Annotated in this window: 23 protein-coding genes; 8 read left to right on the plus strand and 15 right to left on the minus strand. The window is 59.4% G+C overall.

Going from position 1 to position 26535, the window contains the following annotated elements; all coding sequences use genetic code 11:
* Positions 1-19 precede the first annotated feature (19 nt).
* Both FTW19_RS07360 and FTW19_RS07365 read left to right on the plus strand, forming a co-directional pair.
* A complete protein-coding gene (locus tag FTW19_RS07360; protein ID WP_147647020.1) occupies positions 20-754 on the plus strand; it encodes a helix-turn-helix domain-containing protein in 735 nt (244 codons plus the stop codon).
* Positions 729-1268, plus strand: coding sequence for a DUF6036 family nucleotidyltransferase (locus tag FTW19_RS07365; RefSeq protein WP_147647021.1), 540 nt, complete (start codon positions 729-731; stop codon positions 1266-1268). The genes FTW19_RS07360 and FTW19_RS07365 overlap by 26 nt, the downstream gene beginning before the upstream one ends.
* 12 nt (positions 1269-1280) lie before the next feature.
* Here the strand turns inward: FTW19_RS07365 and pgsA are convergent, their stop codons facing one another.
* From pgsA to FTW19_RS07385, 4 genes are all read right to left on the minus strand, one after another.
* Positions 1281-1955, minus strand: a complete 675-nt coding sequence (gene pgsA / locus FTW19_RS07370) for a CDP-diacylglycerol--glycerol-3-phosphate 3-phosphatidyltransferase (RefSeq protein ID WP_147647022.1) — start codon at positions 1953-1955, stop codon at positions 1281-1283.
* A gap of 81 nt (positions 1956-2036) precedes the next feature.
* The gene (locus FTW19_RS07375) at positions 2037-3326 is read right to left on the minus strand and encodes a Glu/Leu/Phe/Val family dehydrogenase (protein ID WP_246153628.1); all 1290 of its coding nucleotides are present in this window, start codon (positions 3324-3326) and stop codon (positions 2037-2039) included.
* Positions 3327-3561: 235 nt separating this feature from the next.
* Positions 3562-4602 carry an AI-2E family transporter gene (locus FTW19_RS07380; RefSeq protein WP_246153629.1) on the minus strand — a complete coding sequence of 347 codons (1041 nt, stop codon included), beginning with the start codon at positions 4600-4602 and terminating at the stop codon, positions 3562-3564.
* A 71-nt stretch (positions 4603-4673) separates the two neighbouring features.
* Positions 4674-5252, minus strand: coding sequence for a shikimate kinase (locus FTW19_RS07385; protein ID WP_147647023.1), 579 nt, complete (start codon positions 5250-5252; stop codon positions 4674-4676).
* 316 nt (positions 5253-5568) lie between these two features.
* Between FTW19_RS07385 and FTW19_RS07390 the strand changes: the two genes are divergently transcribed.
* Complete coding sequence (locus FTW19_RS07390) at positions 5569-6072, plus strand: lysozyme inhibitor LprI family protein (protein ID WP_147647024.1); 504 nt, start codon at positions 5569-5571, stop codon at positions 6070-6072.
* Positions 6073-6136: 64 nt separating this feature from the next.
* Here the strand turns inward: FTW19_RS07390 and FTW19_RS07395 are convergent, their stop codons facing one another.
* Both FTW19_RS07395 and FTW19_RS07400 read right to left on the minus strand, forming a co-directional pair.
* Entirely contained in the window at positions 6137-7531 is a 1395-nt protein-coding gene (locus FTW19_RS07395) for an aspartate ammonia-lyase (protein ID WP_147647025.1), read from the minus strand.
* Positions 7532-7672: 141 nt separating this feature from the next.
* A complete protein-coding gene (locus FTW19_RS07400) occupies positions 7673-8137 on the minus strand; it encodes a DUF3224 domain-containing protein (RefSeq protein WP_222705541.1) in 465 nt (154 codons plus the stop codon).
* A 104-nt stretch (positions 8138-8241) separates the two neighbouring features.
* Between FTW19_RS07400 and FTW19_RS07405 the strand changes: the two genes are divergently transcribed.
* Complete coding sequence (locus tag FTW19_RS07405; protein WP_147647026.1) at positions 8242-9768, plus strand: fumarate hydratase; 1527 nt, start codon at positions 8242-8244, stop codon at positions 9766-9768.
* Between the two features lie 272 nt (positions 9769-10040).
* On the opposite strand, the gene FTW19_RS07410 is transcribed toward FTW19_RS07405, so the two are convergent.
* The gene (locus tag FTW19_RS07410) at positions 10041-10646 is read right to left on the minus strand and encodes a nitroreductase family protein (protein WP_147647027.1); all 606 of its coding nucleotides are present in this window, start codon (positions 10644-10646) and stop codon (positions 10041-10043) included.
* Positions 10647-10736: 90 nt separating this feature from the next.
* Between FTW19_RS07410 and FTW19_RS07415 the strand changes: the two genes are divergently transcribed.
* Both FTW19_RS07415 and FTW19_RS07420 read left to right on the plus strand, forming a co-directional pair.
* Positions 10737-11729 carry a YpdA family putative bacillithiol disulfide reductase gene (locus FTW19_RS07415; protein ID WP_147647028.1) on the plus strand — a complete coding sequence of 331 codons (993 nt, stop codon included), beginning with the start codon at positions 10737-10739 and terminating at the stop codon, positions 11727-11729.
* A gap of 50 nt (positions 11730-11779) precedes the next feature.
* Complete coding sequence (locus FTW19_RS07420; protein WP_147647029.1) at positions 11780-13654, plus strand: ATP-binding protein; 1875 nt, start codon at positions 11780-11782, stop codon at positions 13652-13654.
* Here FTW19_RS07420 and FTW19_RS07425 read toward each other — a convergent pair.
* Genes FTW19_RS07425 through FTW19_RS07440 form a run of 4 tightly spaced genes read right to left on the minus strand, consistent with a single transcriptional unit; the run spans position 13616 to position 19803 of the window.
* A complete protein-coding gene (locus FTW19_RS07425) occupies positions 13616-14440 on the minus strand; it encodes an ABC transporter permease (protein ID WP_147647030.1) in 825 nt (274 codons plus the stop codon). The genes FTW19_RS07420 and FTW19_RS07425 overlap by 39 nt on opposite strands.
* Positions 14441-14442: 2 nt before the next feature.
* The gene (locus FTW19_RS07430; protein ID WP_147650526.1) at positions 14443-15384 is read right to left on the minus strand and encodes an ATP-binding cassette domain-containing protein; all 942 of its coding nucleotides are present in this window, start codon (positions 15382-15384) and stop codon (positions 14443-14445) included.
* A gap of 10 nt (positions 15385-15394) precedes the next feature.
* On the minus strand, positions 15395-16591 hold the full coding sequence (locus FTW19_RS07435) for an efflux RND transporter periplasmic adaptor subunit (protein WP_147647031.1): 1197 nt from the start codon (positions 16589-16591) through the stop codon (positions 15395-15397).
* Positions 16592-16608: 17 nt separating this feature from the next.
* Positions 16609-19803 (minus strand): efflux RND transporter permease subunit, encoded by a 3195-nt coding sequence (locus FTW19_RS07440; RefSeq protein ID WP_147647032.1) that lies wholly within the window; start codon positions 19801-19803, stop codon positions 16609-16611.
* A 229-nt stretch (positions 19804-20032) separates the two neighbouring features.
* On the opposite strand from FTW19_RS07440, the gene FTW19_RS07445 reads away from it, so the two are divergent.
* Entirely contained in the window at positions 20033-20284 is a 252-nt protein-coding gene (locus FTW19_RS07445) for a hypothetical protein (RefSeq protein WP_147647033.1), read from the plus strand.
* A 12-nt stretch (positions 20285-20296) separates the two neighbouring features.
* Here FTW19_RS07445 and FTW19_RS07450 read toward each other — a convergent pair whose 3' ends face one another.
* The 4 genes from FTW19_RS07450 to FTW19_RS25735 all read right to left on the minus strand — a co-directional run bounded on the left by FTW19_RS07450 (position 20297) and on the right by FTW19_RS25735 (position 24757).
* On the minus strand, positions 20297-21085 hold the full coding sequence (locus FTW19_RS07450) for an SDR family NAD(P)-dependent oxidoreductase (RefSeq protein WP_147647034.1): 789 nt from the start codon (positions 21083-21085) through the stop codon (positions 20297-20299).
* Positions 21086-21164: 79 nt separating this feature from the next.
* Complete coding sequence (locus FTW19_RS07455) at positions 21165-22781, minus strand: OmpA family protein (protein ID WP_147647035.1); 1617 nt, start codon at positions 22779-22781, stop codon at positions 21165-21167.
* 511 nt (positions 22782-23292) lie between these two features.
* Positions 23293-24006 (minus strand): response regulator, encoded by a 714-nt coding sequence (locus FTW19_RS07460; protein ID WP_147647036.1) that lies wholly within the window; start codon positions 24004-24006, stop codon positions 23293-23295.
* Positions 24007-24052: 46 nt separating this feature from the next.
* On the minus strand, positions 24053-24757 hold the full coding sequence (locus tag FTW19_RS25735) for a response regulator (protein ID WP_281292434.1): 705 nt from the start codon (positions 24755-24757) through the stop codon (positions 24053-24055).
* Here FTW19_RS25735 and FTW19_RS07475 point away from each other — a divergent pair.
* Entirely contained in the window at positions 24756-26531 is a 1776-nt protein-coding gene (locus tag FTW19_RS07475; RefSeq protein ID WP_187143347.1) for a DUF2339 domain-containing protein, read from the plus strand. The two genes, FTW19_RS25735 and FTW19_RS07475, sit on opposite strands and share 2 nt — an antisense overlap.
* Positions 26532-26535 lie beyond the last annotated feature (4 nt).

Below are 26535 nucleotides of genomic sequence, written 5' to 3' on the forward strand. Positions count from 1 at the left end.
AGGCGGGGCTTTTGTTGTTATGAGCGAAGGAAATATAACAAATATTGTTATAATACAGAAGATGACCGGCGAAGAGCTCAAAATAGCCCGTTCCGCCCACCACTGGACTCAGGTCGAGGCAGCGAAGCACCTTGGTGTTACCCAGGCCTACCTATCTATGGTTGAACGTGGATCTCGTCCGGTTTCGGAAGAACTCGCCGAGACTGCGCTCAAGGTCTATGCTCTTCCACCGACGGCACGCCCCATGGGGCATGGGAAGTTGCTCGGAGGAGGGGGCTTTCAGAGCGCTCTGGGAGAACTGGGCTACCCAGGCTTTGCTTACCTGAGGGGAGGTTTGCAGCTTAATCCAGCAGAGCTGCTTTTTCTTGCTCTCGATACCGAGGAGCTGGATGCGCGCGTGACAGAAGCATTGCCCTGGATTCCGTTTCAGTTCCCAGAGATGGACTGGGAGTGGTTGATAGTGGAGGTGAAGCTTCGAGACCGGCAGAATCGCATGGCGTTTGTGGTCCAACTGGCAGGTGCGGTAGCGGAGGCAGAAGGCGATTCTTCCCGCGCCGGAAGTCTTGGCTCGAAGGTCTCAAAATTGGAGCGTTCACGGCTCGCCATGGAGGATACGCTCTGCAAGGCATCGCTATCTGAGGCCGAGCGCCGCTGGCTTCGATCTCATCGTACAAAGACTGCAGCGCATTGGAATCTGCTTACCGATCTGAAAGTGGAGGATCTCAAGCATGTCTACGAAAACACATCCTCCTGAACCCTGGCACTCCTTTTTCCATGATCTGGATGATGCTGCAGATACTGTGGTGCGGCTGGATTGCATCGGCGGCTTTGTTGTGACGCAGATGTATGGCCTGGAGCGATCAACGGCCGATATTGATGTGATCGAAATTGCGCCTCGAACCGCTTCCGATCGTCTTATGGACCTGGCCCTGCAAGGTCGCCCGCTGCATAAGAAGCATCGTATCTATCTCGACCGAGTGGCAGTGGCGTCGATTCCGGAGAATTATGAAGATCGCCTGGTTGAGATGTTCCCTGGAGCATATCGCTATCTCAGGCTCATGGCTCTCGATCCATACGACATCGCCCTGTCGAAACTGGAGCGGAACAACCAGAAGGACCGCGATGATGTTCGTTTTCTTGCTCATTCGATACCGCTGGATCTTTCGGTATTAGAAGAACGCTACAAGGCAGAGTTACGTTGGCAGCTAGGGCGTCCCGATCGGGAAGACCTCACCATGCGCCTCTGGCTGGAGATGTTGCATGAGTGAGGGACTTGTGCCCTAGCTGGCTCGCTGGGGGCCCGACGCGCCGGGCAGGATCTTCTTCTTTTTGCGGCTGAGGACGAAGGACCGGCGCTTGCGGCGGATTTCGGACTTAGTGTCGATCTTCTTCCAGAAGCCGACGAAGTAGTCCACGGCCGAGATGATCGAGACGATGGCCATCCAGTAGATCGCGGTGATGGCGACCAGGTGCCAGTCGAAGATGAAGCCATAGATATTCCAGGTCTGCCAGCCGTGGTTCATGATGGCAGCCGTTACGCTGACGATCTGGAGCACCGTCTTGAGCTTGCCGATCTCGCTGGCTTCGATGGTGAAGCCCTCAGTGGACGCGATGGATCGCAGGCCGTTGACCAGGAACTCGCGGCCAATGACCAGGACAGCGATCCAGGCCTTCACGACGGAGGGCGTATAGCTGACCAGGCAGATGTATCCCGAGGTGATCAGGAGTTTGTCTGCCAGGGGGTCGAGCAGTATGCCGAGTGTGGTGACCTGGCCTCGTCGCCGGGCGAGATAGCCGTCGACGCCATCGGTGATGGAGGCGAGGATGAAGATGATCGAGGCAGTAATCTCCTGTGCACCAGGAATGTCCTTCCAGGGAAAGACCGGGGACAGCGCCCAGATGAGCAGGGGGACGCTGGCAATGCGGCTCATCGTGATGGAGTTCGGGAGATTCACGGCAACTTTATTCTAGTCACTCGCCCGGGATTGCCGCCAAGCAAAACAGTGGATCGCTCGATCCACTGTTTTGCTTGAGCGTTAAGCGTAGATGCCGCGCTGGCGGATGTTGTAGGCAACGCGATCGATAGCCAGCATGTAGGCTGCGATGCGGTTGTTGACGTTGTGGGCCTGGGCATAGCGGACGACGTCCGCGAAGCTCTCGGCCATGGTTTTGTCGAGGCGTGCATTGACCTCTTCCTCGGTCCAGAAGAGGCCCATGCGGTCCTGCACCCACTCGAAGTAGCTGGTGGTGACACCGCCGGCGTTAGCCATGATGTCAGGAATGACGAAGATCTTCTTGTCTGCGAGGATCTCGTCGGCGATGGGAGTAGTGGGGCCGTTGGCGCCTTCGCACAGGATGCGGGCCTGGATGCGCTCCGCATTGCGGCTGGTGATGACGTTTTCGGTGGCTGCGGGAAGAAGGATGTCGGTCTTCCAGGTGAGCAACTCCAAAGGATCAACCGCCTCGGCGTCCTTGAACCCGACGACGGTGCCGGCTTGCTGCTTGTACTTCAGCAGGGCATGGATGTCGAGGCCATTGGCGTTATAGACGCCGCCGTCGTGCTCTGCGATGCCGATGACGTCGTAACCCTTCTCACAGAGAAGCTTGGCGGCGTTGGAGCCGACGTTGCCGAAGCCCTGGACGATGACCTTGCAGCCTTCGCGGGCGATGCCGAGGTGCTTCAGGGCTTCATCGCAGACGACGCTGAGGCCGCGTCCGGTAGCAGCGGTACGGCCGCGAGAACCGCCGATGTTGACCGGCTTTCCGGTAACGACGGCGGTTACGGTCTGGCGCATGTGCATGGAGTAGGTATCCATGATCCAGGCCATGGTCTGCTCGTTGGTGTTAATGTCCGGGGCGGGAATGTCCTTTTCAGGGCCAATAAACTCCATGAGCTCTGCAGTAAAGCGGCGGGTGAGCCGTTCGAGCTCGCCCTGGCTCATCTTGTGCGGGTCGCAGATAACGCCGCCTTTGGCGCCACCGAAGGGAATGTTGACGACGGCGCACTTCCAGGTCATCCAGCTTGCCAGGGCTCGCACCTCATCGAGAGAGACGTCCGGGGAGTAGCGGATACCGCCCTTGGCCGGACCGCGGGCCATCGAATGCTGCACGCGGTAGCCGGTAAAGACTTCAATTTTTCCGTTGTCCATCAGAACGGGGAAATGGACGATGATCTCGCGACTTGGCTGACGTAGAACTTTTTGTAGACCTTCTTCGAGCCCGAGTTTTTCTGCCGCTTCATTGAAGCGGGCTTCCTGCGCTGCCCAGGGGTTGGTTTCCTGGTCAAGCGTCAAAATTTCGTTCACCTGCATTTTTTTGTCCTTCATGGTTGTCGCTGTCAGCAGCGTCTCTCCGGCCGTCGTGCTGCCACGGTATAGATCGGCAGCGGAACTGGTTCGACCAGACCGGTCGGTGGCCAAACCGCACGAGTATAGGACGCCAAAAACATGAACTGCAACCTACAAAAGGGGATAAAAGGCATTGAATAATTGAATGATTGAATTAAGCCTCAGCAGCCCTCAGGGAGGGGCATTATTCAATCATTCAATTATTCAATCCTCTTCAATCCCCTCGTACCAGGTACTCGTCGGCGATAACGGCCACAAGGGCGGCGGTGGGGACGGCTACCAGGGCTCCGACGATGCCGGCGACGGCGGTGCCGCAGAGCAGAGCGACCAGGACGGTGATGCCCATCAGGTCGACGCTGGAGCGCATGATGCGGGGTACCAGCCAGGCATTTTCTACCTGGGAATAGATGACGTAGAAGAGCAGGACGAGGAAGGCCTTGGTCCAGGAGTCAACCGCGGCGACGCAGAACACAATGATGATGGTGATGAGGTTGCCGGCCACGGGAATGATGTTGGTGATACCCATCAGGACTCCCAGCAGCATGAAGTAGCGGACGTGCAGCGAGAAGAAGACGATGATGCTGTACACCCCCTGGATGGCCATGAGCGAGAGTTGGCCGATGAGCCAGCGGCTGACGCGCAGCTCTGCCTTTTGCAGAGTCATATCCAGGCGGATACGGTAGATGGCTGGCACCATGGAGAGGAAGTAGCGGTAAACGGTATCGCCCTCAAGGATGAAGTAGATCGTGAGGATGACCGCCATGATGATGTCGGCGATACGGGCGATCCATTTCGGCAAGCCGGCGACGATGTAGCCGGCAGTGGCGGAGAGAACCTGCTCGACATGTTGGGTGACCGAATCGATGCCAAGCCTGTCCGCCATGGGAATGCGCTTGACTTTGGCAATTGCTCCGGGAATCCGGGCGGGGAGGTCTTGCGCGAAGTCTTTCAGATCGGAGATGACCGGTGGAAGACCGAGCCAGAAGAGCAAGGTCAGCAGACCGAAGATGCCGATCATCAGAACGAGAACGGAGACCCCTTTGTTAGGGCTCCAGCTCCAGACCTTCCAGCGCATGATGGCATGTACCACCGGCGTAAGCACCACGGCGAAGATGGCTGAGACGTAGAGGATCTCGAACTCGTGCATCAGCTTCCAGGCGAGGAAACCGGCGAGCATGACCAGAAAGGTAAAGAGGATATAGCCGCGAATCTCGCGGGCTCGGTCTTTCGGGGGATTGATGATGGGTGGTTCCACCAGGCGCAGGTCTCCGTGCAACGCAGCTTTCGTCAAAGCATACGATGCAGGAACTGCGCCTGGCGGGGAACTTAACGCGTGCGCAACTCCTCAATCAACCGGGCGACGGTCTCAGCCGGGGTGAGCGGCTCGGTGTCCACGATGATGTGGGCGGCGCGCTGGTATTGCGGACGACGTGCCTTGAAGCGGGCAGCGGCAGTGTCCGGATCCTTGAGCACAGGACGGATTGCGGCATCCGGCTGAAGCACGCAGCGATCGAAGAGGATCTCGAACGGAGCATCGAGGAAGACCGTAAGGGTATTGGGCTTCTGTTCGAGAAGGAGGCGATTGGTGAGCGACTCCAACGCTCCGCCACCGAGGGCGATGACAGCGTTGTGACGGCCAAGAGCTGCCGCCAGGGCGCGGGTCTCGAGCTGCCGGAAGCCGGGCTCACCGTGTTGGGTGAAGAGCTCGGCGATGGTGGCGGCGTGCGTAGTTTCGATGAGGTGATCGAGATCGCAGAACTCCCAGCCAAGCTCCCTGGCCAGGGCCCGGCCAACCGTCGATTTGCCGGCTCCCATATAGCCTGTCAGCACCACGCGTTCGGCGGTGGTGGCAGTCGGTGATGGAGTTTGGGGTTGGGGTTTATTTGCGCTTTCGACGGTCACCATTTCATTGTCCTCTTTTGTGGCTGGATTTGGGTAAAACAAAAGCCGCGACCTTGGTGGTCGCGGCTCGGGTCTTGAAACTTGGGCTTTCTGCTGGATTTAGGGTTTTATCCCTGGAACGCACGCCCGCGCTTCGCCTGAGCCGCTACTGGCCACCAGTAGCGGTAGGTAAAGCAAAAGCCGGGCTGGAATGCGCGCATCCGCATGTCAGTTGTAGAGACTAGCCTCCAGAACGGGAAGTTGCAAGAAATAGTTCTGGTTTGGGGCTGGCCCGCGACTTTAGGGGTGGTTCGGCGTCTGACTGGGAAATGAGGTAAGTATGATGCGTTTGTTGGGTTTAGCGGTGCTGGTGGCATGGGCGATACCGGTAATGATTCCCCAGCGGGCAGTTGGGCAGGGAAGCGGTAATTCCCTGACGGAGCGCCAGCGCCTGGTGAAACAGGCGCAGGAAGCGTTCGACCGGGAAATGGCGCGTGAAAAGGCCGGGGATTGCCGGGGAGTCTCGACGACTCGCGAGGTGCTTGAATGTCTCGAGAAGGAAGGCAATACCAGCGAGGCCAATTACAAGGCCTTTACCGGCGCACTTCGGAAGATGCTCGCATCGTACGGCGATGATGCTTCTGGATCACAGGAGTTGGTGCAGGAGTTCGACGCGATTGAAGGCGCATGGAGAGGGTATAAGAAGCAGATGTGTATGGCTGCTTACGACCTGAATAAGGGCGGGACGATTGCTCCGGTGAATGAAGGAACGTGTCATCAGACACTCTTGCGCGGCCATATGCGTGAGCTGCGGGATGTGTACGACCACCTGTGGATACAGTGATGGCGAAGTGAAGGTCGAGCCCCTGTCCCTAAGGGGACAGGGCATCCGCAGCCGAGGTTATTTCTTAGATCGTCTCGCGAGGTTCGGTCATCTTTTGCGGGTCGAGGATCTCGGTGATTTGTTCGTCGGTGAGGAGTTCTTTTTCGCGGGCGAGGGAGAGGATACCTTTGCCGCTGGCGATGGACTCTTTCACCAGTTCTGCCGCCTTGGCATAGCCGATGTAGGGATTGAGTGCCGTCGCCAGGGAAACGGTGGACTCTGCATAGAAGGCGCAGCGATCTTCGTTGGCGGTGATGCCGGCGATGCAGCGCTGATCGAACTCACGCAGCGTGTTGGTCAGAATATGGATCGACTGCAGTGTGTTGTAGGTGATGGTGGGCATCATCACGTTCAGTTCAAGCTGTCCTGCCTGCACGGCATAGCCGATGGCGGTGTCGTTGCCGATGACCTGGAAGGCGACCATGGCGGCAAGCTCTGCCAGCACCGGATTCACCTTGCCGGGCATGATGCTGGAGCCGGGCTGCAGGGCGGGAAGTTGAATCTCATTCAGGCCGGTGTTGGGGCCGCTGGCGAGCAGGCGCAGGTCGTTGGAGATGCGGATGACCTCAAGAGCAAGCGTGCGCAGCGATCCTGAGAGGTCCGCCATCGCTGCACAGCTCTGCATGGCATAGCGCATATCGGGCGCGGGGCAGAGCGGCTGCCTGGTCAGTGTCGAGAGGTTCTGGATGGCCAGAGCACGGTACTGCGGGTGGGTATTGAGCCCGGTGCCGACGGCCGAGCCTCCCAGGCCAAGCTCGCGCAGGCTCGCAGAGGTGCGGCTGATCGTGCGGCAGGAGTGGGCGATGGCCAGACCGTAGGCCGCGAACTCCTGCCCCAGGCGGATGGGCGTCGCGTCCTGCATGTGGGTGCGTCCGGACTTGAGGACGTGGTCGAACTCCTCCGCCTTCTTCGCGAACGTGGCGGAAAGCGACTTCAGCACCGGGTAGAGGTCTTCGAGAGCCAGCAGCGCGGAGAGGCGCATGGCCGTCGGAAAGACATCGTTGGTCGACTGGCCATAATTGACGTGGTCGTTGGGATGCACCTTCTCGTAGCTGCCGAGCTTCGCGCCCAGGATCTGGTTGGCGCGGTTGGCGATAACCTCATTGGTGTTCATGTGGAAGCTGACACCGGCGCCGGCCTGGAAGACGTCGACCACGAACTGGTCATGGTGCTTGCCGTCGAGAATTTCCCTGGCGGCTGCCATGATGGCGTTGGCGCGATCGGCGGTGACTGTGCCCAGGTCGCGATTGGCCTCGGCCGCTGCCATTTTGATGGCAGCGATGGCGCGGATGAGAGCGGGATGAGCACGCATGCCGCTGATGGGGAAGTTGCGGATGGCGCGGGCAGTCTGTGCGCCGTAGAGGGCATCGGCCGGAAGTTCGATGGTGCCGAGGGAGTCTTTTTCAGTACGAGTTTTCATGAGGGCTCAGCCGGTCCCTATTATCGCTTGCGGGCCTGCGAATACCCACATCCCGGCGTAGCCGAGACACCACCCCAACGAGCAAGCTCGTTGGGGACCCCGGATATGGGCACCCAGACCTAAGGTTTGATTCTAAGCCGTCTACTTCGTGGAGAAGGCGTAGTCGAAGGTGTAGGAGTGTTTGCCTGCGCTATCGATGAGGATATGAAAGGCGCCGTAGATGCCGGAGAGATCCCCTGTCCCTGAGCCGGGGACGACGATGATCTTCAGGTCGTACGGCTGGCCGGGAACCATGGTGCCGGTGTGCATCAGGGCAAAGCTGCCGATCCTGCCGCTGAGCTTACCGGTGACGCGCTCTATGGCGACATAGCCGCCGAGGCCGGCCTTCTGGTCTCCGGCGGCGAGCATCTCGCCCTTGGTGGTGGCCTCGAGGTCCCCGTGGATCTGTTTATCAATCGAGAGGGAGCTGATGGTGGGTTCCGGATCGTGTCCGGTCGGCGCAACTTTGACCTCGAAGGTGCCGGTGGCGTGGTTCATAGCGGGAGATTGTCCTTGAAGGAGAGTCGTGGAGAGCGAGAGGGCAGCGGCAAGCAGGAGTTTGCGCATAGTCAGTCCCTGGGAGATCTGGCGCGGCAGGTAACGGTTTCGCGGCCGCGCCGCGAGTACAACGATCTTATCCGAGCCGTAAAATGGATACAGGAACCTATCCGATGGCCACAATCAAACAGGAAGACCTTATCCAGAGCGTTGCCGACGCGCTGCAGTACATCAGCTACTACCACCCGGTGGACTACATCAAGAACCTGGCTCGGGCGTATGAGCTGGAGGAGTCGGTTGCGGCCAAGGACGCAATGGCGCAGATCCTGATTAACAGCCGTATGTGCGCCGAGGGCCACCGCCCCATCTGCCAGGACACCGGCATTGTCACCGTCTTCCTGAAGATCGGTATGGGTGTGCAGTGGGAGGGCGCGACCATGGACGTGCAGTCCATGTGCGACGAGGGTGTTCGCCGGGCCTATAACCATCCGGACAACCGTCTGCGCGCCAGCGTTCTGGCCGACCCGGCCTTTGGGCGTAAGAACACGAAGGACAACACGCCGGCGGTGGTGAATATTGAGCTGGTGAAGGGTGATGGCATCGATGTCATCGTTGCGGCCAAGGGTGGTGGAAGCGAGGCGAAGTCGAAGTTCGCCATGCTGAATCCGTCAGACTCAATCGTGGACTGGGTCGTGAAGACCGTGCCTTCGATGGGCGCCGGATGGTGCCCGCCGGGCATGCTGGGCATCGGTATTGGTGGAACGGCGGAAAAGGCGATGCTGCTGGCCAAGCAGGCTCTGATGGAGCCGATCGACATGCAGGAGCTGATCGCGCGCGGGCCGCAGAACAAGCTGGAAGAGATGCGTATCGAGCTCTACCGCAAGATCAATGCGCTGGGAATCGGAGCCCAGGGACTGGGCGGCCTGACGACCGTGCTCGATATCAAGATCCTCGACTATCCGACGCACGCGGCCAACCTGCCGGTGGCGATGATCCCGAACTGCGCGGCGACGCGTCATGCTCACTTCCATCTGGACGGCTCGGGACCAGCGCACATTGACGCTCCTTCGCTCGAAGACTGGCCGGAGCTGACGTACTCTCCTGCGAATGCACGCCGCGTCGATCTCGATACCGTAACCCGCGAAGAGGTAGCAACGTGGAAGCCGGGAGAAGTGTTGCTGCTGAACGGCAAGCTGCTGACCGGCCGCGATGCCGCACACAAGCGGATGATCGACATGCTCAACAAGGGCGAGACGCTGCCTGTCGACTTCACCGGACGCTTTATCTACTACGTTGGACCGGTCGATCCGGTGCGCGAGGAGGTTGTTGGCCCGGCGGGTCCGACAACAGCGACACGGATGGATAAGTTCACGCGCCAGATGCTGGAGCAGACAGGTCTGCTGGGCATGGTGGGTAAAAGCGAGCGTGGACCTGCGGCGATCGAGGCGATTCGCGATAACAAGGCTGTCTACCTGATGGCCGTTGGTGGAGCCGCGTATCTGGTCTCGAAGGCGATCAAGGCATCGCGCGTGCTGGCCTTTGAGGATCTGGGCATGGAGGCCATCTACGAGTTTACGGTCAAGGATATGCCGGTGACGGTGGCGGTGGATTCCAATGGCGTCAGCGTGCACGAGACTGGACCGGCCGAGTGGAAGGCGAGGATTGCCGGAGAGTTTGAGGGAGTGGCGATTCTGCGGTAGAGATTGGGGCTTTGGAGTGAAGTTGTTGAGAAGCGGATTTCTCCGCTGCGCTACGAAATGACAAAAAGTTCGCGCATTGCGCGAAGGCCATGTCCCCGACGGACACCACCCCAACGAACAAGTTCGTTGGGGACCCCGGACATGGGGCACCAAAGTATGGGCTCACCGAGTTGTCATTACGAGTCCAGAAAGCGGGTCCTTCGCTTCGCTCAGAATGACAAGGTCTTGTAGTGGTTTGTTAGAAAGGCCCGCCGGTGGCGGGCCTTTCTTGTTTAAAACTTTGCCGGCTTGTCCCATTCGGAGAAGACGTAGCTATCGAAGGGCTTGCGCTTGCGGGAAGCCAGTTCCTGATCCTTCATGCCGCCCTGCAGCGTATTCGGGTCGCCGAGATATCCCAGGGCCCATACGGCGCCTACGTCGAAGTCCTCGGGGATCTGGAAGACCTCGCGGGCCTTCTTGTGGTCGAAGCCGCCCATGCCGTGGGTGTGGATGCCGAGAGCGATGGCCTGTAATGCTGCCGTGGCTGAGGCAGCGCCGGTGTCGTGCAGATTGTGGTAGTCCGGGTGACCGTTGGCAGTGAAGGTCTTTTTGGCGGCGGTGAGATAGAGCACGGGAGCGGACTTCGCCCATCCCTGGTTGAACTCGACCAGCGTAGAAAAGATCTTGTCGTAGGTGCTGTCGCCCTTGATGCCTACGATGAAGCGCCAGGGTTCTTCGCCATACGAACTCGCCGCCCATCCGGCGGCAGTAAAGATCTTCTTCAGGTCTTCTGCGGCAACGGGCTTATCGGAGAAAGCGCGGGGGCTCCAGCGCTTGAGGATCAGGTCGAGGACGCCAGTCTCCGAGGGACCGTGCTTGATGTGTTCGAGATCGGGCATTGTACAGATGCTCCTTCGAGATAGTGATGCCTTTGGGTTGGATGCGGCGGCTACTTCGGCGTCGCAGCATCTTCTATAAGATTAAAAGATATGGCCTTGAGCGGGATTTTCGATGTACTGGTGATCGGAGCAGGTCCGACAGGTATGGCCTGCGCGATTGAAGCGCAGCGTGCAGGCCTGAAGGCTGTCCTGGTGGACAAGGGTTGTCTGTGCAACTCGCTCTTTAACTATCCGGCTCACATGACATTCTTTACAACGCCGGAACTGCTGGAGATTGGCAACATACCCTTCTCGAGCCCGAACCAGAAGCCAACTCGGAGCGAAGCCCTGGAGTACTACCGCAAGGTTGCCGAGAACTATCGGCTGGATGTGCGCCAGTACGAGCGTGTGGACAAGGTAACCGGGAGCGATGGGCAGTTTGTCGTTCATACCGAAGATCGTTTTGGCCGCACGCTACAGCACCAGGCGAAGAAGATTGTGGTGGCTACCGGGTACTACGATCTGCCGAACTATCTCGGTCTTCCTGGGGAAGACCTTCCCAAGACCATGCACTATTACAACGAGCCGCATCCGTACTTTGGGCTCGATGTGCTGGTGATCGGCGGAAAGAACTCGGCAGCGATTGCAGCGCTGGATCTCTGGCGTCATGGAGCACGTGTCACTCTGGTGCATCGCGGACCTGCGATGCATAGTCATGTGAAGTACTGGATTCTGCCTGACATCAACAACCGCATCAAGAACGGAGAGATCAAGGCGTACTTTTCGAGCGTGGTGAAGCTGATCAACGAGGACACGGTGACCCTGACGACTCCTGAGGGCGAGACGACGATTGCGAATCACTTTGTCTTCGCTCTGACGGGGTATAGGCCCGACTTCGAGTTTCTGGAGGCTTTGGGCGTCAGGCTGGATGAGAACAACAGCCGATGCCCGGTCTGCGATCCGCAATCGCTGGAGTCGAACGTTCCGGGAGTCTATCTGGCCGGAGTCATTATCGCTGGTGAGCGCACCAACGAAGTATTTATCGAAAACGGGCGTTTCCACGGCGCGCAGATTGCCCGCGATTTGACGAGCAAGCTCTCGTGAGGGAAAAGCTTTCCACGGAACCCGGACGGGTTTAGCCTTGGAACCATCTCATGCGCCGTATCCTGCCAAGAACGATCCAGGGGCAACTGATCTTTGGCACCATCGTGGTGCAGACGGTGCTGCTTGTCGTCTTTCTGACCTATACGATCTCCGCGCAGCGCTCCGTTACGCGGGCACGGGCTCGCGAACGGCTGTTGCAACAGGTTGAGCGTCTGGCTGGAGCGTGTAGCGTTCCGCTGAGCCAGAATCACATGGACGCGTTGAAGGAGATCCTGGAGACGGCGCGGATTACACCGACGATCGACGGTGCGCGTGTCACGGATCTGAGTGGCAGAACCCTGGCGGTATCCGAGTCGAACGCTGATGCGCCATTAAGCGCCGAAGAGCGGCGCGAGCTATTGGGACCAGCGAAGGCGCGGCTGTTTATGACAGCCCAGGGACGAACGGAGGGCGTCGCTCCGATCTTTGTCAACGGGAAGCCCGTTGGACTGATCTGGCTGGAACCAAGCTCGTCCGCGCTTGCAAGCAATATCGGCATCATCGTGAAGAGCGGGCTCTGGTACGGCTGCCTGGCGCTGCTCTCAAACCTATTGCCGATTCTATTAATTGTGCGCGGCGTGAGCCGGCCCTTGCGCAAGCTGCGTGAGGCGACGCAGCAGATCATCCGCGATCCAGAATCGAATGCAGGTTTTCCGTTGGTGGTGACTGCCTCCAACGAAGTAGGCGAGCTGACACGCAGCTTCAACACCATGGTGCGTGAGCTGGAGGATCAGCGGTCAGGCTTATACGAGACGCTGGCGCTGCTGGATTCCATGCTGGGGAATGCGCCTATCGGTTTTGCGTTCTTCGATCAGAAGCTGCGATACGTACGGTTGAATCAGTTTCTTGCGGATATCAATGGATTGCCAATCAACCGCCACCTTGGTCGAAAAATGACGGAGGTCTTTCCAGGACCGCTCGCCGAGCGGGTAGAGATGCTTCTCTCGACGGTCTTCGACTCAGGAGAGCCGGTGCGGGATATCGAGATGAAGGGAGAGCTGCCCAGCCTGCCGGGCGTGCAGCGTTCCTGGATCTGCAACTGGTATCCCGTACGCACGCAGCAAGGCGTGGTGCGATGGGTTGGCGTTGTCGTGATGGAGATCACGCAGCGTCTGCAGGCTGAGGAGGCGCTGCGCAAGACGGAGAAGCTGGCCGCAGCAGGACGGCTTGCCGCAAGCATCGCGCATGAGATCAACAATCCTCTGGAAGCTGTGACGAATCTTCTGTATCTGTTGCAGACTCATCCGGAGCTCGATTCCACGGCACGTGAGTATGTGTCTACCGCACAAGCTGAACTGGCGCGTGTCTCGGAGATCACACAGCAGACGCTGCGTTTCTACCGGCAGTCAACCTTTCCTGTGCAGACGCAGGTGGCTGAGGTGCTGGACTCGGTGTTGGCTCTGCATCAGTTGAGGCTTGGCAGTGCGCGTATTACGGTGGAGCGCGAGCTTGATCCCACGGTAGCGCTCTTTGGTTTCAGCGGAGAGCTGCGTCAGTTGTTTGCCAACCTGATCGGGAATGCGATTGATGCGATGGTCGGTGGCGGCAGACTGATTGTGCGTGCCCGCTATGGCACGGGACGTTCTCTTCGCGGCACCTGGTGCGAAGGCGTGCGCGTAACGGTGAGCGATACCGGTACTGGGATGAGCGAAGAGACGCGCCGTCGGCTCTTTGAGCCGTTCTATACCACCAAGGATGCTACCGGCACTGGGCTTGGCCTGTGGGTGAGCGATGAGATCATCCGCAAGCACTCCGGCACCGCGCGTGTGAAGAGCCGGCAGGGCGAAATTTCAGGAACCACCTTCGCGATCTTCTTTCCCAAGGATGGGCTCAACGGGGTACGGTCACTATCCAATGACGCGGCGAAGGAAGCCGCGAATGCCTAACCACGTCAGCAGAACCAGGAAGAAGCTCAGCATGCCAAGAATGGCGGCTGGATGCATGTGCGGCAGTGCAGGCGTAAGCGATGCGCGCAGACCTTCGCTCATGTAGACGATCGGGTTGAAGAGCACGCCGTACCGCAACCACGGGATGTGATCCAGCTTTGCCCACGGATAGTAGACACAGCCCAGGAAGGTGATGGGCATGACGACTACGCCGAAGATCAGACCGATTTGCTGCGGTTTCACGGTCGTGCCAATGGTGAGGCCAAGAGCACCAGCGGTAAGTGAGGCAAGGATGAGCACCACGATCAGCAACGGCCAACTGGTGACGTGGGCCGAGACTGGCGTGCTGGGGATGTAGTATGCCAGCGGGAAGACGATGCAGGCGGCAATGATGCTCTGCATGGCTGAGAAGACGATCTTCTCCATGGCAACTGCGCTGACGGGCAGCGGGCACATGACGCGATCGTCGATTTCACGCGTAACGCCGAACTCCTGCGCCAGGGGAAGAGCCACGGCCGCAATGCCGGAGAACATGATGGCCACGGCCATCAAGCCCGGAAGCAGGACAGTGGAGAAACTGACGCCTGTGCCTTCGGCCATGCCGGCGGTCGGGTTCATGGCGGAACCGCCGGCCATGTGCGGCATGATGTAGGTGAACACGAACAAAAAGAGGATCGGGTTCATGCAGATGCGGATGAGGAAGGGAAACATCTCCCGCCGCAGCACATGCAGGTCGCGCAGGAAGAGTCCGCGAAAGGCGTGAGCGTATTGGTTAGCGTTGCTCATGGTTAGTCTCTCAGGTCGCGGCCGGTCAGGCGGATGAAGACGGTTTCGAGCGTGGGCTCGGTGATGGAGAGATCACGAAGACCGAAGGGATTGGCGGCGGTGACGATCTCCGGGAGAAGGCCATCGGAGGCTTTGGCAAGCACACGTACGCCGTTGGACGTGGTCTCGACGCTGGCGACGCCATTGAACGAGCGAAGTTGTGTAGCGAGCGAGTGTGCCTGTTCAACCTCACGCAGATCGAGCTGATAGATCGTCTCTGCTCCAATGGAGCTCTTGAGGGCAGCAGGCGTGTTCTGTACGAGGATCTTGCCGTGGTCAATGATGGCGACGCGTCCGCAGAGCGCGTCGGCTTCTTCCATATAGTGCGTGGTGAGTACGACTGTGATGCCCTCCGTGTGGAGGCGGCGGACGATATCCCACATGGCGATACGCGATTGCGGGTCGAGGCCGGCGGAGGGCTCATCGAGGAAGAGAACTTTGGGGTGGTGTGCGATGGCACGCGCGATCTGAAGGCGCTGCGCCAGTCCGCCGGAGAGCTGCTGCGGATAGGCTTTGGTGCGTTCGCTCAGGTGGAACTGTTCCAGCAACTGGGAGGTGCGAGCCTTGGCTTCTGATGAAGAAGCGCCAAAGTAGCGGCAGTGAAAGTAGATGTTTTCGAAGACGGTGCAGGCGCGATCGAGCGTGTTGTACTGCGGCACCACGCCGATGTAGCGGCGGGCCTCGGCTGGGTTGGCCACGACATCAATCCCGGCGATGCGCACGCCGCCTGCGGTCGGCAGGGCACGAGTGGTGCAGATGGAGATGGTGGTAGTTTTGCCGGCTCCGTTGGGGCCGAGCAGGCCGTAAATCTCTCCAGGGCGAACAGAAAGGTCAATGCCATCGACGGCAGTGACGGCCTGCTTGCCGTCGTATACCTTGCGCAGCGATTGAATCTCTACGATCACCACTACAAGTCTATTGCAGGGGCTTTTGAGTTACGTGAACGCCATCCACGACCATATCGGTCGGGTTGATGACGACGTTTTCGCCGGGCTTCAGGCCGGAGACAATCTCCACAGCGTTCCCCATATCGCGTCCCAGGACGAGGTTGCGCAGGCGCGCGACGTTATCGTCTCCCACGACAAAGGTCTGTGGACCGGCGGTGCGCACAAAGAGAGCATTGGTCGGCAGCACGGTGGGTGGCTCGGCGCGAGGTGCGTCGAACTGGATGGTGGCGTACATACCCGGCAGGATCTTGCCATCGTTCTTCAAGTCGATTTCGACCAGGATGGTGCGCGAGGTCGGGTCGATGCTGGCGCTGGTGCGCGAGATGGAGCCGGGATAGGGATGGTTCGGAAGCTCGCGGAAGGCGACTTTCGCCGTCTTGGCGTTCATGACGGAGACGACCTCAGACTGGGGTACTGAGCTGAAGACACGCACCGTATCGGAGCGCCCGACGGTAAACATCTGTGTCGTGTTGGTGGAGGAGCCGGAGGTGATCAGCGAGCCGTTGTCGATGTTGCGTGTGAGGATGATGCCGTCGAAAGGAGCGGTAACGCGCGAGAAGCTGAGCTGCTCCTGCAGGCTCTTCACGGTCGCTTCGCCGGCGGCGATGCTGGCTTTGGCGGCTTCGACAGTAGCCTGGTTGGTGGAGGCGGTGGCTCCGCGTGTATCGGCGTCGAGTTTGCTGACCACACCCTGGGCGTAGAGGTCGCGCCAGCGGGCGTCATTGGCGTCGGCAAGCTTGGCGTTGGCTTCGGCAAGGACGAGTTGGGCCTTGAGCTGTACAACATTGGCCTGTGCCTGGCGCAGTGATTGTTCGGTTGTGGGGTCTTCGATCAGGGCGAGCAACTGGCCCTGGCGGACGTGGTCGCCGATATCTACGTAGCGGGCTTTGACGTAGCCGTTGGTGCGGGCAAAGATCGCGGCCTGCTCAAAGGCCTGTGCGGTGCCGGGGAGTTCCAGCTTGGTGTCTTTGACGCCGATCTTTACCTTGGTGACGACCACGACCGGGGGGCCGGTGACAGCGTCGGCTTCGACCTTGAGAGCCTGGTTATGGCGCAACCGGGGAAGGAAGACGACAACGGCAACGACGCCAAGCAGCAGGAAGAGTCCCGTGACGGCGATATAGGGGCCGCGGGAGGAACGTTCAGTCTGGGTATTCGCATTCATCTGCTTTGTTGTCTTCCTTACTCCGGAATCTCTTCGGCGTGCAGTTCTTTGATCTCCTGCTTGCGCAGCAGGCTGTAGAAGATGGGAACGACCAGCAGGGTGGTGAAGGTGGCCACCAACAGGCCGCCGATGACGGCGCGGCCGAGAGGGGCATTCTGTTCACCGCCCTCGCCCATGCCCAGCGACATGGGCAGCATACCGATGATCATCGCCAGGGCCGTCATCATGACGGGACGAAGGCGGGTGAAGCCTGCGGAGCTTGCGGCCTGGATGGCGTTCATGCCGGCACGGCGTTGATCGTTGGCAAAAGTCACCATCAGGATGGAATTGGCGGTTGCTACGCCAACGCACATGATGGCGCCCATCAGCGAAGGGACGCTGAAGGTGGTGCCGGTAACGAAGAGCATCCACAGGATGCCGCAGGCGGCGCCAGGCAGCGCCATCAGGATGATAAAGGGATCAAGCCAGCTCTGGAAGTTAACGACCATCAGCAGGTAGACCAGAAGTACGGCGAAGAACATGCCGAGACCGAGACCGACGAAAGAGTCGTGCATGCTCTTGACCTGCCCCCGGACAGTGATAGTGGCTCCTGGGGGAGCGAGCTTCTGGTACTTCTCGATGATCTTGTCGATCTCTTTCTCTACGCCGCCGAGATCGCGGCCCTCCGTCGTGGCGAATACGTCAAAGACCGGCTGTACGTTGTAGTGGTTGGTGATGGCCGGGCTTGACCCATGCTGGAAGGTCGCAAGATTGGAGAGTAGCTGCGGAGCAACCGTCCCGGAGCCGGAGGTGATGGGCATTCTCCTCAGCGTGTCGATCGAGTCGAGCTGGTGCTGTGGAACCTGTACCTGGACGATGTAGTTCACGCCGTTCTGCGGATTCAGCCAGTAGTTCGGCTGTGCCGTACCGGAGCCGGAGAGGGCGAAGAGCATGCTGTTGGCGACGTTCGCTTCGGTCATGCCCAGGTTCTGTGCGCGGGTGCGGTCGACGTTGACCAGCAACTGCGGAGAGTAGAGAACCTGGTGGACGTGGACATCCACCGCGCCCGGGATCTTCGCGATCTCGGCACGCATCTTCTGGGCGATCTCGTAGTTGGGCAGCGTCTGCCGGCCGCTGATCTGAACGTCGATGGGGGAAGGAAGGCCGAAGTTCAGGATCTGGTTGACGATGTCGGAGGCCTGAAAGTAGAAGACCGTATCGGGGAAGCGTTCGCGCAACACCTTGCGAAGCTTCTGCCGGTACTCGGCCGTGGGCCGGTGGTCTTCCTTCATGGAGACGATGATCTCGCCGTCCTGCACATCGGTAAGCGAGCTGTCGCCGAAAGCGAGATTGAAGCCGCCGCTGGGGATACCGATGTCGTCGAGAACGGTGTTCAACTCGTCCGGAGGAATGACCTCGCGAATCGTGCTTTCTACCTTGGCGAAGACCTGCTCTACCTCTTCAATGCGGGTTCCGGGAGCTGCACGGACGTGCAGGCGGAAGGTGCCGGCATCGACCTGCGGGAAGAAGTCTTCTCCGATGAAGGGGATAAGGCAGAGGGTCCCGGCGATGAAGAGCGCGAACGACCCCAGCGTGAACTTCGGGTGCGCCAGTGTCCAGTCCAGCAGTGCATGGTAGCGGGAGCGCAGGCGCTCAAAGAAGTCATTGAAGCGGAAGTGGATGCGCCAGATCAGGCCCGCGTTTGCGACGTTGTGATGGCCTCCCTCTTCCAACTGCTGGTACATATCCACCTCGGAGGCGAGGAGGAACTTCACCATGGTGGGAACCAGCGTACGGGAGAGCAGGTAGGAGGCCAGCATGGCGAAGACCACGGCCATGCCCAGCGGCGTGAAGAGCGACTTGGCCGCTCCGGAGAGGAAGGCTACGGGGACGAAGACGATGCAGATCGCCAGGGTGGAGACAAAGGCGGGAACCGCGATCTGGGCGGCACCGTCCAGGATGGCGGGCTCGATCTCCTTGCCTAAGCCCAGGTTGCGATGGATGTTCTCGATCTCGACGGTGGCGTCATCGACCAGGATGCCGACGGCGAGGCCAAGGCCGCCGAGGGTCATGGTGTTCAGGGTCTCACCGAACATGTTGAGGATGATGATGGAAACCAGGATCGAGAGAGGAATCGAGATGGCGACGATGATTGTCGAGCGCCAGCTTCCAAGGAAGAGCAGAATCATCAGCGCGGTCAGGCTGGCGGCGATGGCGGCTTCCTTGACGACACCTTCCAGGGCGGCCCGGACAAACAGAGACTGATCGAGCAGCGGAATGACGTCCGGAGGTGGCGGTGGAAGGTTGGCGATGATGCGCGGCAGGGTCTCCTTCACGCGCTTGATGATGTCGAGCGTAGAGGAGTTGGTGGACTTCAGTACGGTGATGAGCGCTGCGCGTTTGCCGTTGAGCCGAACGATGTTCTGCTGGATGGGCGATCCGTTGTGGACAAAGGCCACATCACGCATGTGAATTGTGGCTCCATTGATCTGACGGATGGGGATGTCATTCAACTGATCCAATACCAGAGGGCTGGCGTTGGTGCGCACGATGTAGTCGGTGGTGCCCACTTTGACGTCGCCCGCGGGCAGAATCAGGTTTTGCGCGGTCAGCGAGTTTACGACATCGGTCGGCGAGAGGCCCTTGGAGAAGAGAGCCGGCAGATCCAGGTCGACCATGATGCTGCGGGCTTTTCCGCCGTAGGGGGCAGGCACCTGGGCGCCCTGCACCGTGGCAAGCTGCGTACGCAGGAAGTTCAGGCCGATGTCGTTCAGGTCGGCTTCCGTGAGGCGATCCGAGGAGAGGCCGAGCTGAAGAATGGGGACATTCGAGGCCGAGTAGCGCAGGATGAACGGCGCCTGGGTTCCCGGAGGCATGATACGGAGGATGGCCTGGCTGCCGGCGGCGATCTGCGCTACGGCAGACTCGATCTTCGCTCCCGGCTGGAAGAAGATCTTGATGATGGAGATGCCGTTCACCGATTGCGACTCGATGTGTTCGATGTCGTTGACGGTAGTGGTCATACTGCGCTCGGAGACGGTGGTGAAGCGTTTTTCCATCTCGTCCGGACTGGTCCCGTTGTACTGCCAGATGACCGTCACGACCGGGATATCGATCGTGGGAAAGATATCGATGCTCATGGTCGCGATGCTGACGATGCCCAGCACAAGGATCAACACAGACATCACCACGAAGGTGTAGGGGCGACGCAGGGCTAGACGGACAATCCACATGGGAACTCTTCAGCCTTCAACGAGCTTTTCGATATATTTTCCGGGACACACCCATTGTAGAGTGCGCTCGGTACCGATTTCTGAATGATGTCTAGACGTTTTGGAGGGGCGGCGGGTCGCAGTTCCGGAACCTAAATATCGGACCTCTGAGCGATTGTCCGAGCGATATCGGATTTAGGACAAACGCCATAAATAATTCGAGTTACGCGCTACGGGGCTAGAATGAGATATGGCGCGAGGGTGGGAGAGTAAATCCGTGGAAGAACAGCAGGCACAGACCGAAGCACCTAAACCGCAGGACCGGAAGATCGAAAAGGCAGCAGAAGCTGAGAAGGCCCGCCGGCGGAAGGAACTGGAGCTGCAACGCGAGCATATTCTGTCGCAACGCACATCCAGTCCCCACCGCAGAACCGCTCTGGAGACGGCTCTGGCCGATATCGAAGAGAAGCTGGCCGAGCTTGGCTGGGCCATTCACCTCTAAGGCGATATCGGTCTATCGGGTGGTGGCGCCGGTGTGACGGTGGAAATAGTAGGCGTTGCCCTGGTCGATGGTGGTCAGCACAATGGTATGAATGTTGACGTGTGCCGGCCGTGTGACCGCCCACAGAATGGCGTCGGCGATATCTTCGCCTGTGAGCGGCGTGATGTTCTGGTAGACCTTGGCCGCCGTTGCCTCATCCCCATGGAAACGCACTTTGCTGAACTCAGTTTCCACCATGCCCGGATCGATGGTGGTAACGCGGACCGGGGTTCCCAGCAGATCGATCTTCAATCCCTCTGAAATCGACTTTTCAGCCGCCTTGCTGGCGCAGTACACGCCGCCGTTGGCATAGGTGTTGTAGGTGGCGGTCGACCCCATATTGACGACGTGGCCGCGTTTCCGCGCCACCATGCCGGGGACAATCGCCCTGGTGACGTAGAGAAGGCCCTTCACGTTGGTATCGATCATCTCGTCCCAGTCGTCTGGGTCGTTTTCGTGCATCTTCCCCATACCGCGGGCGAGGCCGGCGTTGTTGACCAGGATGTCAACGGCGGTCCACTCGTCGGGCAGATCCGCGATTGCCTGGTTGACCGCGGCGCGGTCGCGGACATCAAGCTGAAAGAGATGAATCGCTTCTGCTCCGGCGGAGAGCAGCTCTTCACGCATGGCTTCCAGGCGCTGGATGCGGCGGGCGCAGAGCAGCAGGCGCGCTCCCTGCTGGGCGAAGGTAAGGGCGGTGGCTGCGCCGATGCCTGAGCTGGCGCCGGTAATGAAGACAATGTTTCCGCGAACGGGCTGCATACTTTCACGCTAGCACGTCCGGAGACAGCATAGGCCACCCGAAGGCGGCCTATGCCATTGTCACAGACCAGGTTACGGCTCAGTGTGGCTGGTCGGACGGAGGGGTCGAGGTGCCGGTCGTCTGCGTGGGTTTGGAGGTTTCGGTATTGGCAGCCACACCGGCACCGGAGTTCTCGGAATCCTTCACGCCGATGGCTGCGCCAGAGACGACCAGTTCAACGCGCCGATTCTGCTGGCGGCCCTGGGCGGTAGTGTTGTCCGCTACAGGACGTGTCTTGCCAAAGCCCTTGGCGGTGACGTTGTCCTGCGGAACACCTTCCGTGGTCAGGAAGCCGGCGACCGTGCCGGCCCGGTTTTCGCTGAGCTTCTGGTTGTAGTCATCACCGCCGACCGAGTCGGTATGGCCTTCCACCTGAACTTTCAGAGAAGGATAGGCCATCAGGATGCCGGAGACCTTCGCGAGAGCCACTTTGGTGTCAGGCTTCAGTGTGTACTTGCCAGTGTCGAAGAGCACGTCGGACATATTGACGATCAAACCGCGCGCCGTTTCCTGGGTCGTGAGGACCGAGTTCAACTGCTGGCGCAGCTTTTCGCGGGCTTCGGAGGCGGATTGCTGTGCGCTTGCCGCAGTCTGGGCGGCCTCAGCCGCGCGGGCGCGGGCCTTGGCGGTTTCCGCTTCAGCACGGGCACGCTGGGCTGCTTCGGCTTCCGCGGCTGCCTGCGAGTTTGCTGCCTGCAGTTCGGCTGCCTTGCGGGCATCGACCTCAGCCTGCCGCTGTTCGGCTGCGATCTTCCGCAGGGTGCTGATGCGAGCATCTTCCGAGCGCTGGACAACCTCACGGGCGAAGGTTACTTCCTGTTTGCGGTCGCCGTGTTTGTTCTGGTCGAACGAGTCGGCGCTATCGAGGTTCTGTTTTACCTGCGCCATGATCTCTGGTTCATACTTCTCGGCGCCTGCATTGACGGCAATGCGATAGGCGTTATGGGCTTCGTACAGCTCCAGCGGACTCTTTTCGTCACGTGTGATGGGGTTCATCACTGTCTTCGACCCGCTGGTCTGAGAGATGTACTGACCGCGCGGCAGCAGCGTGTAGTGGGCGTTGACCTTTTCCACCACACCGTTGGTTTTGTTCTCGATAACGTGGTTTTCCAGCACTACAACATCCGAGGGCACTCTGACCGCATAGTATGGTTCGGCGGTAATCATCAGACCGAAGCTCTGCAGGCCGGTGGTGACGGAGATGCTGACGTCATTGCCTGACGGCAGAAGTTCTCCGAGATTCTGTGGATGGCCGTCGGGCGTGATGGCCCACAGTACGTAGGTAAGATATTCCGGACCAAAGCCGTTCGCGGGCGGAAGATGATCGACTTTGACATCGACCGTCATGCGGCCCTTATCGCTCTTCACAACGGCTTTGCCTTTGGCATTGGCCAGAAGTGGCGTTCCCATCAGCTCGAGGGTCGTGGAGCCGCTGCGGTGCATGTAGTTGACAGCATCGAGGTCACGCTGGACGACGGTGACGCGGTAGAGAGGAACACCGTTGTACTCGCCTTCGAGATGTGCGCCGGCCGGAGGGCGGGACTGCTGCGCCGCGGAAGTATTTGTCGGGTTAGGCTCCTGCGCTGTGGCGGCAAGAGGCAGACTGGCCGCGGCGAGCAGGATTGGATAGAACGTATACCTGTAAATGACGTACATGGTCTCGCTCCTTCGCTCTCTGTGCCACCTTCCTGAGTGCGGTGTTGACGAGGGGCCTCAGAGCACCGGCATACATACCAACTCCGGTGTGCATTGATGGGATGCGGGGGAAAATGCGAAAGGTGTCCATCTTGTGGATTTGGGAATGGATCCGCGTTTCTTATTGAGTAGAGGCAACCTCCGATGGATGGTAGTTAGGACGTGAAGTTTGCTTTGTCATTTCGCAGCGACCGCAGGGAGCGGAGAAATCTGCTTATCTGGCTCGAAAACAGTGGTGTTCCTTACCCGCCCTAGCGTTGCGAGGGCGGGGCACCCCGGCAGAGAAGATGAGTGAGAAGCAGATTTCTCCGCTCCCTGCGGTCGCTGCGAAATGACAAACAAAAAAAGATTCGAGCTCCGCTTCATTCCAGCGAACAAGTTCGTCGGGACCCCGGCACTCGAATGTTCCATCCATCGCGATGCGATGCATGGAACACCCGGTGTATGGGAGCCCAAAATGTTTGCTACGTTCTTAGTTGTCGGCTTGAACCAGCTTGTGCGAGATCGCGAAGAGGGCAAGCTCCAGGCGCGTGGAGACTCCGGTCTTATCGAAGACATTCGATAGATGGCGCTTTACGGTCTCTTCGCTGATTGAGAACTGCTTCGCGATGTCCTTGTTGCTGCAGCCTTCGACGATGCAGGAGACGACCTCAAGCTCACGCGGCGTAAGACCATAGGTCTTGCGTTCCGGCTGTGCGGCGGCCTTCTGCATCAGGTCATGCAGTGCCTTGACGAGGTTGACGACCCGTTCGCCGCCGATCCAGTAATCGCCGCCGGCGACGGCACGGACAGCCTGCGACAGATCTCCGGCAACGGAGTCTTTGAGGACGATGCCGCGTGCGCCGATCTGTAGAGCTTCAATGAGCTGCTGCGTGGTGATTGCGCTGGTGAGGAGGACGATCTTGACTCCGGGCGAACGGCTCATGATCGCCCGCATCGTCTCCAGGCCGGGAAGCCGCGGCATCTGCAGGTCAAGCAGAAGGATGTCAGGCTCGTGTTCCAGCGTCTGGGTGATGGCGATGTCGCCATCTTCCGCTTCGCCGACAACGTCAAATCCGTGCTCGGGCGCGAGCATGTTGCGCACGCCGAAGCGCACGACTGGATGATCGTCGGCGATCACGATACGGACCGGAAGTCCGGAGTGCCCGATACCGTGAGCCCCAGACTTCGAGGTAGCTGCTTTCATCTGTATTCCTCCGGTCTGGAGAGGGATGGATACGGCTGTCGGCCCGTCAAAACCGCGACTCCAGCATACGACGCAGACGGTCTACCGCGAGCTCGAATTCGTCCAGCTCGGTACCAACTTGCTTCCCCGAGATACCGTTGCGTTCAAAAATCGAGGCCAGGGAAGCGAGTTCTACCGCGCCGACCATGGCGCAGCCTCCTTTAATGGCATGGGCCTGGCGGCGGAACGAGGAATTGTCGTTCTCATGGAAGGCCGTGCGCATGGCTGTGATGCGTGTGAGAGCGTCATCCAGGGCGAAGGTGTAGGTCGCTTTTAGCTGGGGAGCGGGCATGGCGGCGGTCATGCGGCGATAGATGCCCTCGTCCAGCAGGTGAGATTCCTCCGGTGTAACGGCATGATGCAAGCCGGAACCGTGCGCGAGGGAGAGGAAGCGTTCGATTGAGAGCGGCTTGAGGAGGAAGGCATCAAAGCCCGGCAGGCGATGCTCCGGAGCCGTGGCGCTCATCGCAAAGATGCGCAGCGAGGTGGTGGTGGCCTTCCGCATGGCGGCGGCAAGCGCCGGGCCACGCAAACCGGGAATCTGCAGGTCCGTCAGCACGAGACCGATCTCCTGGTTCTTCGTAATAGCTGCTACCGCGTCTTCGCCCGAACCGCAGCCAGTGACGGTGAAACCCTCCTGGGTGAGCAGGACATCCAGCAGTTCTAAGCTCATTGGGTCGTCTTCGACAACGAGAATCTGGTTGGTGGCCATGACGCTGACAGGGTATAACAGCCTGCATATGGACGGTAGTCCGGAAAATCTTGCGGAGCAGTTATTGCTGTTAAGAAAACGCGTTGAAGCGTTGGAGGAAGAGGTTGCTACGCTTCGCGGAACGCGTGTCCAGCCTGATATGCCACGAACCCAGGCTACGCCGCCGCCGCCGAGGCCGGCGAGTCCTCCGGCTCCGCGGCCTGTTTTGAAAGAGCGGGGGAACCTCGAATCGCGGTTGGGATCCCAGGTCTTCAATCGCATCGGCGTCCTGGCATTGCTGATTGGATCTGCATGGGCGCTGAAGCTGGCGATCGATAACCAGTGGATCGGTCCCTCCGGTCGCATCCTTGTGGGACTCATTGCGGGTGCCGGAATTGTAGTGTGGTCGGAACACTTCCGAAGCAAAGGTTTCCGGGTCTTTTCCTATTCACTGAAGGCTGTAGGAACGGGAGTTTTGTATCTATCGCTCTGGGCTTCCTTCCAGCTCTATCACTTGTTGCCGGAAGGGGTGGTTTTCGCCGCGATGCTGGCGGTGACTGCGTGGAATGCCTGGATGGCCTGGGCACAGGACGCGGAGCTTCTGGCGGCGTATGCTCTCGCCGGAGGGTTCGCAACTCCAGGACTGCTGTCGACCGGGCAGAATCATGCGGTCTTTCTTTTCAGCTATCTGATTGTGCTGAGTGGTTCTGTCGTCGTGCTTCTGGCCTTCAAAGTGTGGCCTCGCCTCCTGCTGGGATCTCTGGTGATGTCGTCGTTCTACACCATTGCCTGGTACGCGCGCTTTTTCACACCGGATCAGTTTGGTGTGGTCAGCTTCTTTACCGTGGTGCTCTTTCTTTTGTTTGCGATGGTGCCACTGGTGCGGTCCTTGGAAGAGAACGGTGTGTTATCGGTGTGGCTGCCGTTAGCAGCGAGCGCTTATGGCTCGTTGACGTTCTATTCGCTGCTGCAGGACAGCGGCAGGCACGCATGGCTGAGTTGGGGTGCGGTCGTATTCGCTGCTTTGTATCTTCTGTTGATGCGGCTGCAGATCCGGTTACGGCCGAATGCGGTCAGCGAGGCAATTCACTTGTCGCTGGCGATCGTCTTTCTGACCATTGCGATTCCGTTGAAGGCGTCGGGACGTTGGATTACGATCGGCTGGCTGGCCGAGGGGGTCTCCTTGTACTGGATCGCGGCCGAAAAGATGAAGCCGCAGGCAGGAGGACTGAAATCCAGCGTGCGCTGGCTTTCGCTGGGAGCGCTCGCATTGGGCTACGTCGGGGCCATCACTCTGCCCTGGTGGACGCCCAGCAGCCCCACTCCATTTGCGAATGCAGCTTTTGTCGCTGAGATCTGCGCCATTGCCGCACTATCGATCGTGATCTGGATCGACCTCAGACATGGCCAGACTCAAATTCCTGCGATCGCTTCGGTCGCGCTAAACCTGCTTATACTCGTGACCGTACGCCGCGAGATTTTCGTGTTTTTACCGGTTCGAAGAACATTTGATGATGCGATTGCACTGGAGTTCACCTTCTCCGCGTTCATGATGCTGCACGGTGCGGCCCTGCTGGCGATCGGCTTCTGGAAACGTACGGCTTTCGTACGTTGGCAAGGGTTGGTGCTGTTGGTCGCTACCATAGGGAAGGTCTTCCTGTACGACATGCGCAGCCTGTCACAGGGATACCGGGTTCTTAGCTTTATCGGTCTTGGAGCACTGCTGATGGCCGTCAGCTTCGTCTATCAGAAGGACTGGCTCGGCCTGAAGGCCGTGTCCCGTTCAGAGGAGTAGTTTG

Origin of the sequence: Terriglobus albidus (assembly GCF_008000815.1) — a bacterium.
In the GTDB taxonomy this organism is placed as follows: Bacteria; Acidobacteriota; Terriglobia; order Terriglobales; family Acidobacteriaceae; genus Terriglobus; species Terriglobus albidus_A.

Bases quoted from the DNA above. Each gene is read 5' to 3' on its own strand.
- FTW19_RS07440 (WP_147647032.1), bottom strand. From the start codon at position 19,803: ATGTGGATTGTCCGTCTAGCCCTGCGTCGCCCCTACACCTTCGTGGTG.
- FTW19_RS07395 (WP_147647025.1), bottom strand. From the start codon at position 7,531: ATGAAAACTCGTACTGAAAAAGACTCCCTCGGCACCATCGAACTTCCG.
- FTW19_RS07425 (WP_147647030.1), bottom strand. From the start codon at position 14,440: ATGAGCAACGCTAACCAATACGCTCACGCCTTTCGCGGACTCTTCCTG.
- FTW19_RS07445 (WP_147647033.1), top strand. From the start codon at position 20,033: ATGGCGCGAGGGTGGGAGAGTAAATCCGTGGAAGAACAGCAGGCACAG.
- FTW19_RS07375 (WP_246153628.1), bottom strand. From the start codon at position 3,326: ATGAAGGACAAAAAAATGCAGGTGAACGAAATTTTGACGCTTGACCAG.
- FTW19_RS07385 (WP_147647023.1), bottom strand. From the start codon at position 5,252: ATGGTGACCGTCGAAAGCGCAAATAAACCCCAACCCCAAACTCCATCA.
- FTW19_RS07360 (WP_147647020.1), top strand. From the start codon at position 20: ATGAGCGAAGGAAATATAACAAATATTGTTATAATACAGAAGATGACC.
- FTW19_RS07460 (WP_147647036.1), bottom strand. From the start codon at position 24,006: ATGAAAGCAGCTACCTCGAAGTCTGGGGCTCACGGTATCGGGCACTCC.
- FTW19_RS07390 (WP_147647024.1), top strand. From the start codon at position 5,569: ATGATGCGTTTGTTGGGTTTAGCGGTGCTGGTGGCATGGGCGATACCG.
- FTW19_RS07405 (WP_147647026.1), top strand. From the start codon at position 8,242: ATGGCCACAATCAAACAGGAAGACCTTATCCAGAGCGTTGCCGACGCG.
- FTW19_RS07365 (WP_147647021.1), top strand. From the start codon at position 729: ATGTCTACGAAAACACATCCTCCTGAACCCTGGCACTCCTTTTTCCAT.
- FTW19_RS25735 (WP_281292434.1), bottom strand. From the start codon at position 24,757: ATGGCCACCAACCAGATTCTCGTTGTCGAAGACGACCCAATGAGCTTA.
- FTW19_RS07435 (WP_147647031.1), bottom strand. From the start codon at position 16,591: ATGAATGCGAATACCCAGACTGAACGTTCCTCCCGCGGCCCCTATATC.
- FTW19_RS07450 (WP_147647034.1), bottom strand. From the start codon at position 21,085: ATGCAGCCCGTTCGCGGAAACATTGTCTTCATTACCGGCGCCAGCTCA.
- FTW19_RS07415 (WP_147647028.1), top strand. From the start codon at position 10,737: ATGGCCTTGAGCGGGATTTTCGATGTACTGGTGATCGGAGCAGGTCCG.
- FTW19_RS07420 (WP_147647029.1), top strand. From the start codon at position 11,780: ATGCGCCGTATCCTGCCAAGAACGATCCAGGGGCAACTGATCTTTGGC.
- FTW19_RS07400 (WP_222705541.1), bottom strand. From the start codon at position 8,137: ATGCGCAAACTCCTGCTTGCCGCTGCCCTCTCGCTCTCCACGACTCTC.
- FTW19_RS07455 (WP_147647035.1), bottom strand. From the start codon at position 22,781: ATGTACGTCATTTACAGGTATACGTTCTATCCAATCCTGCTCGCCGCG.
- FTW19_RS07475 (WP_187143347.1), top strand. From the start codon at position 24,756: ATGACGCTGACAGGGTATAACAGCCTGCATATGGACGGTAGTCCGGAA.
- FTW19_RS07410 (WP_147647027.1), bottom strand. From the start codon at position 10,646: ATGCCCGATCTCGAACACATCAAGCACGGTCCCTCGGAGACTGGCGTC.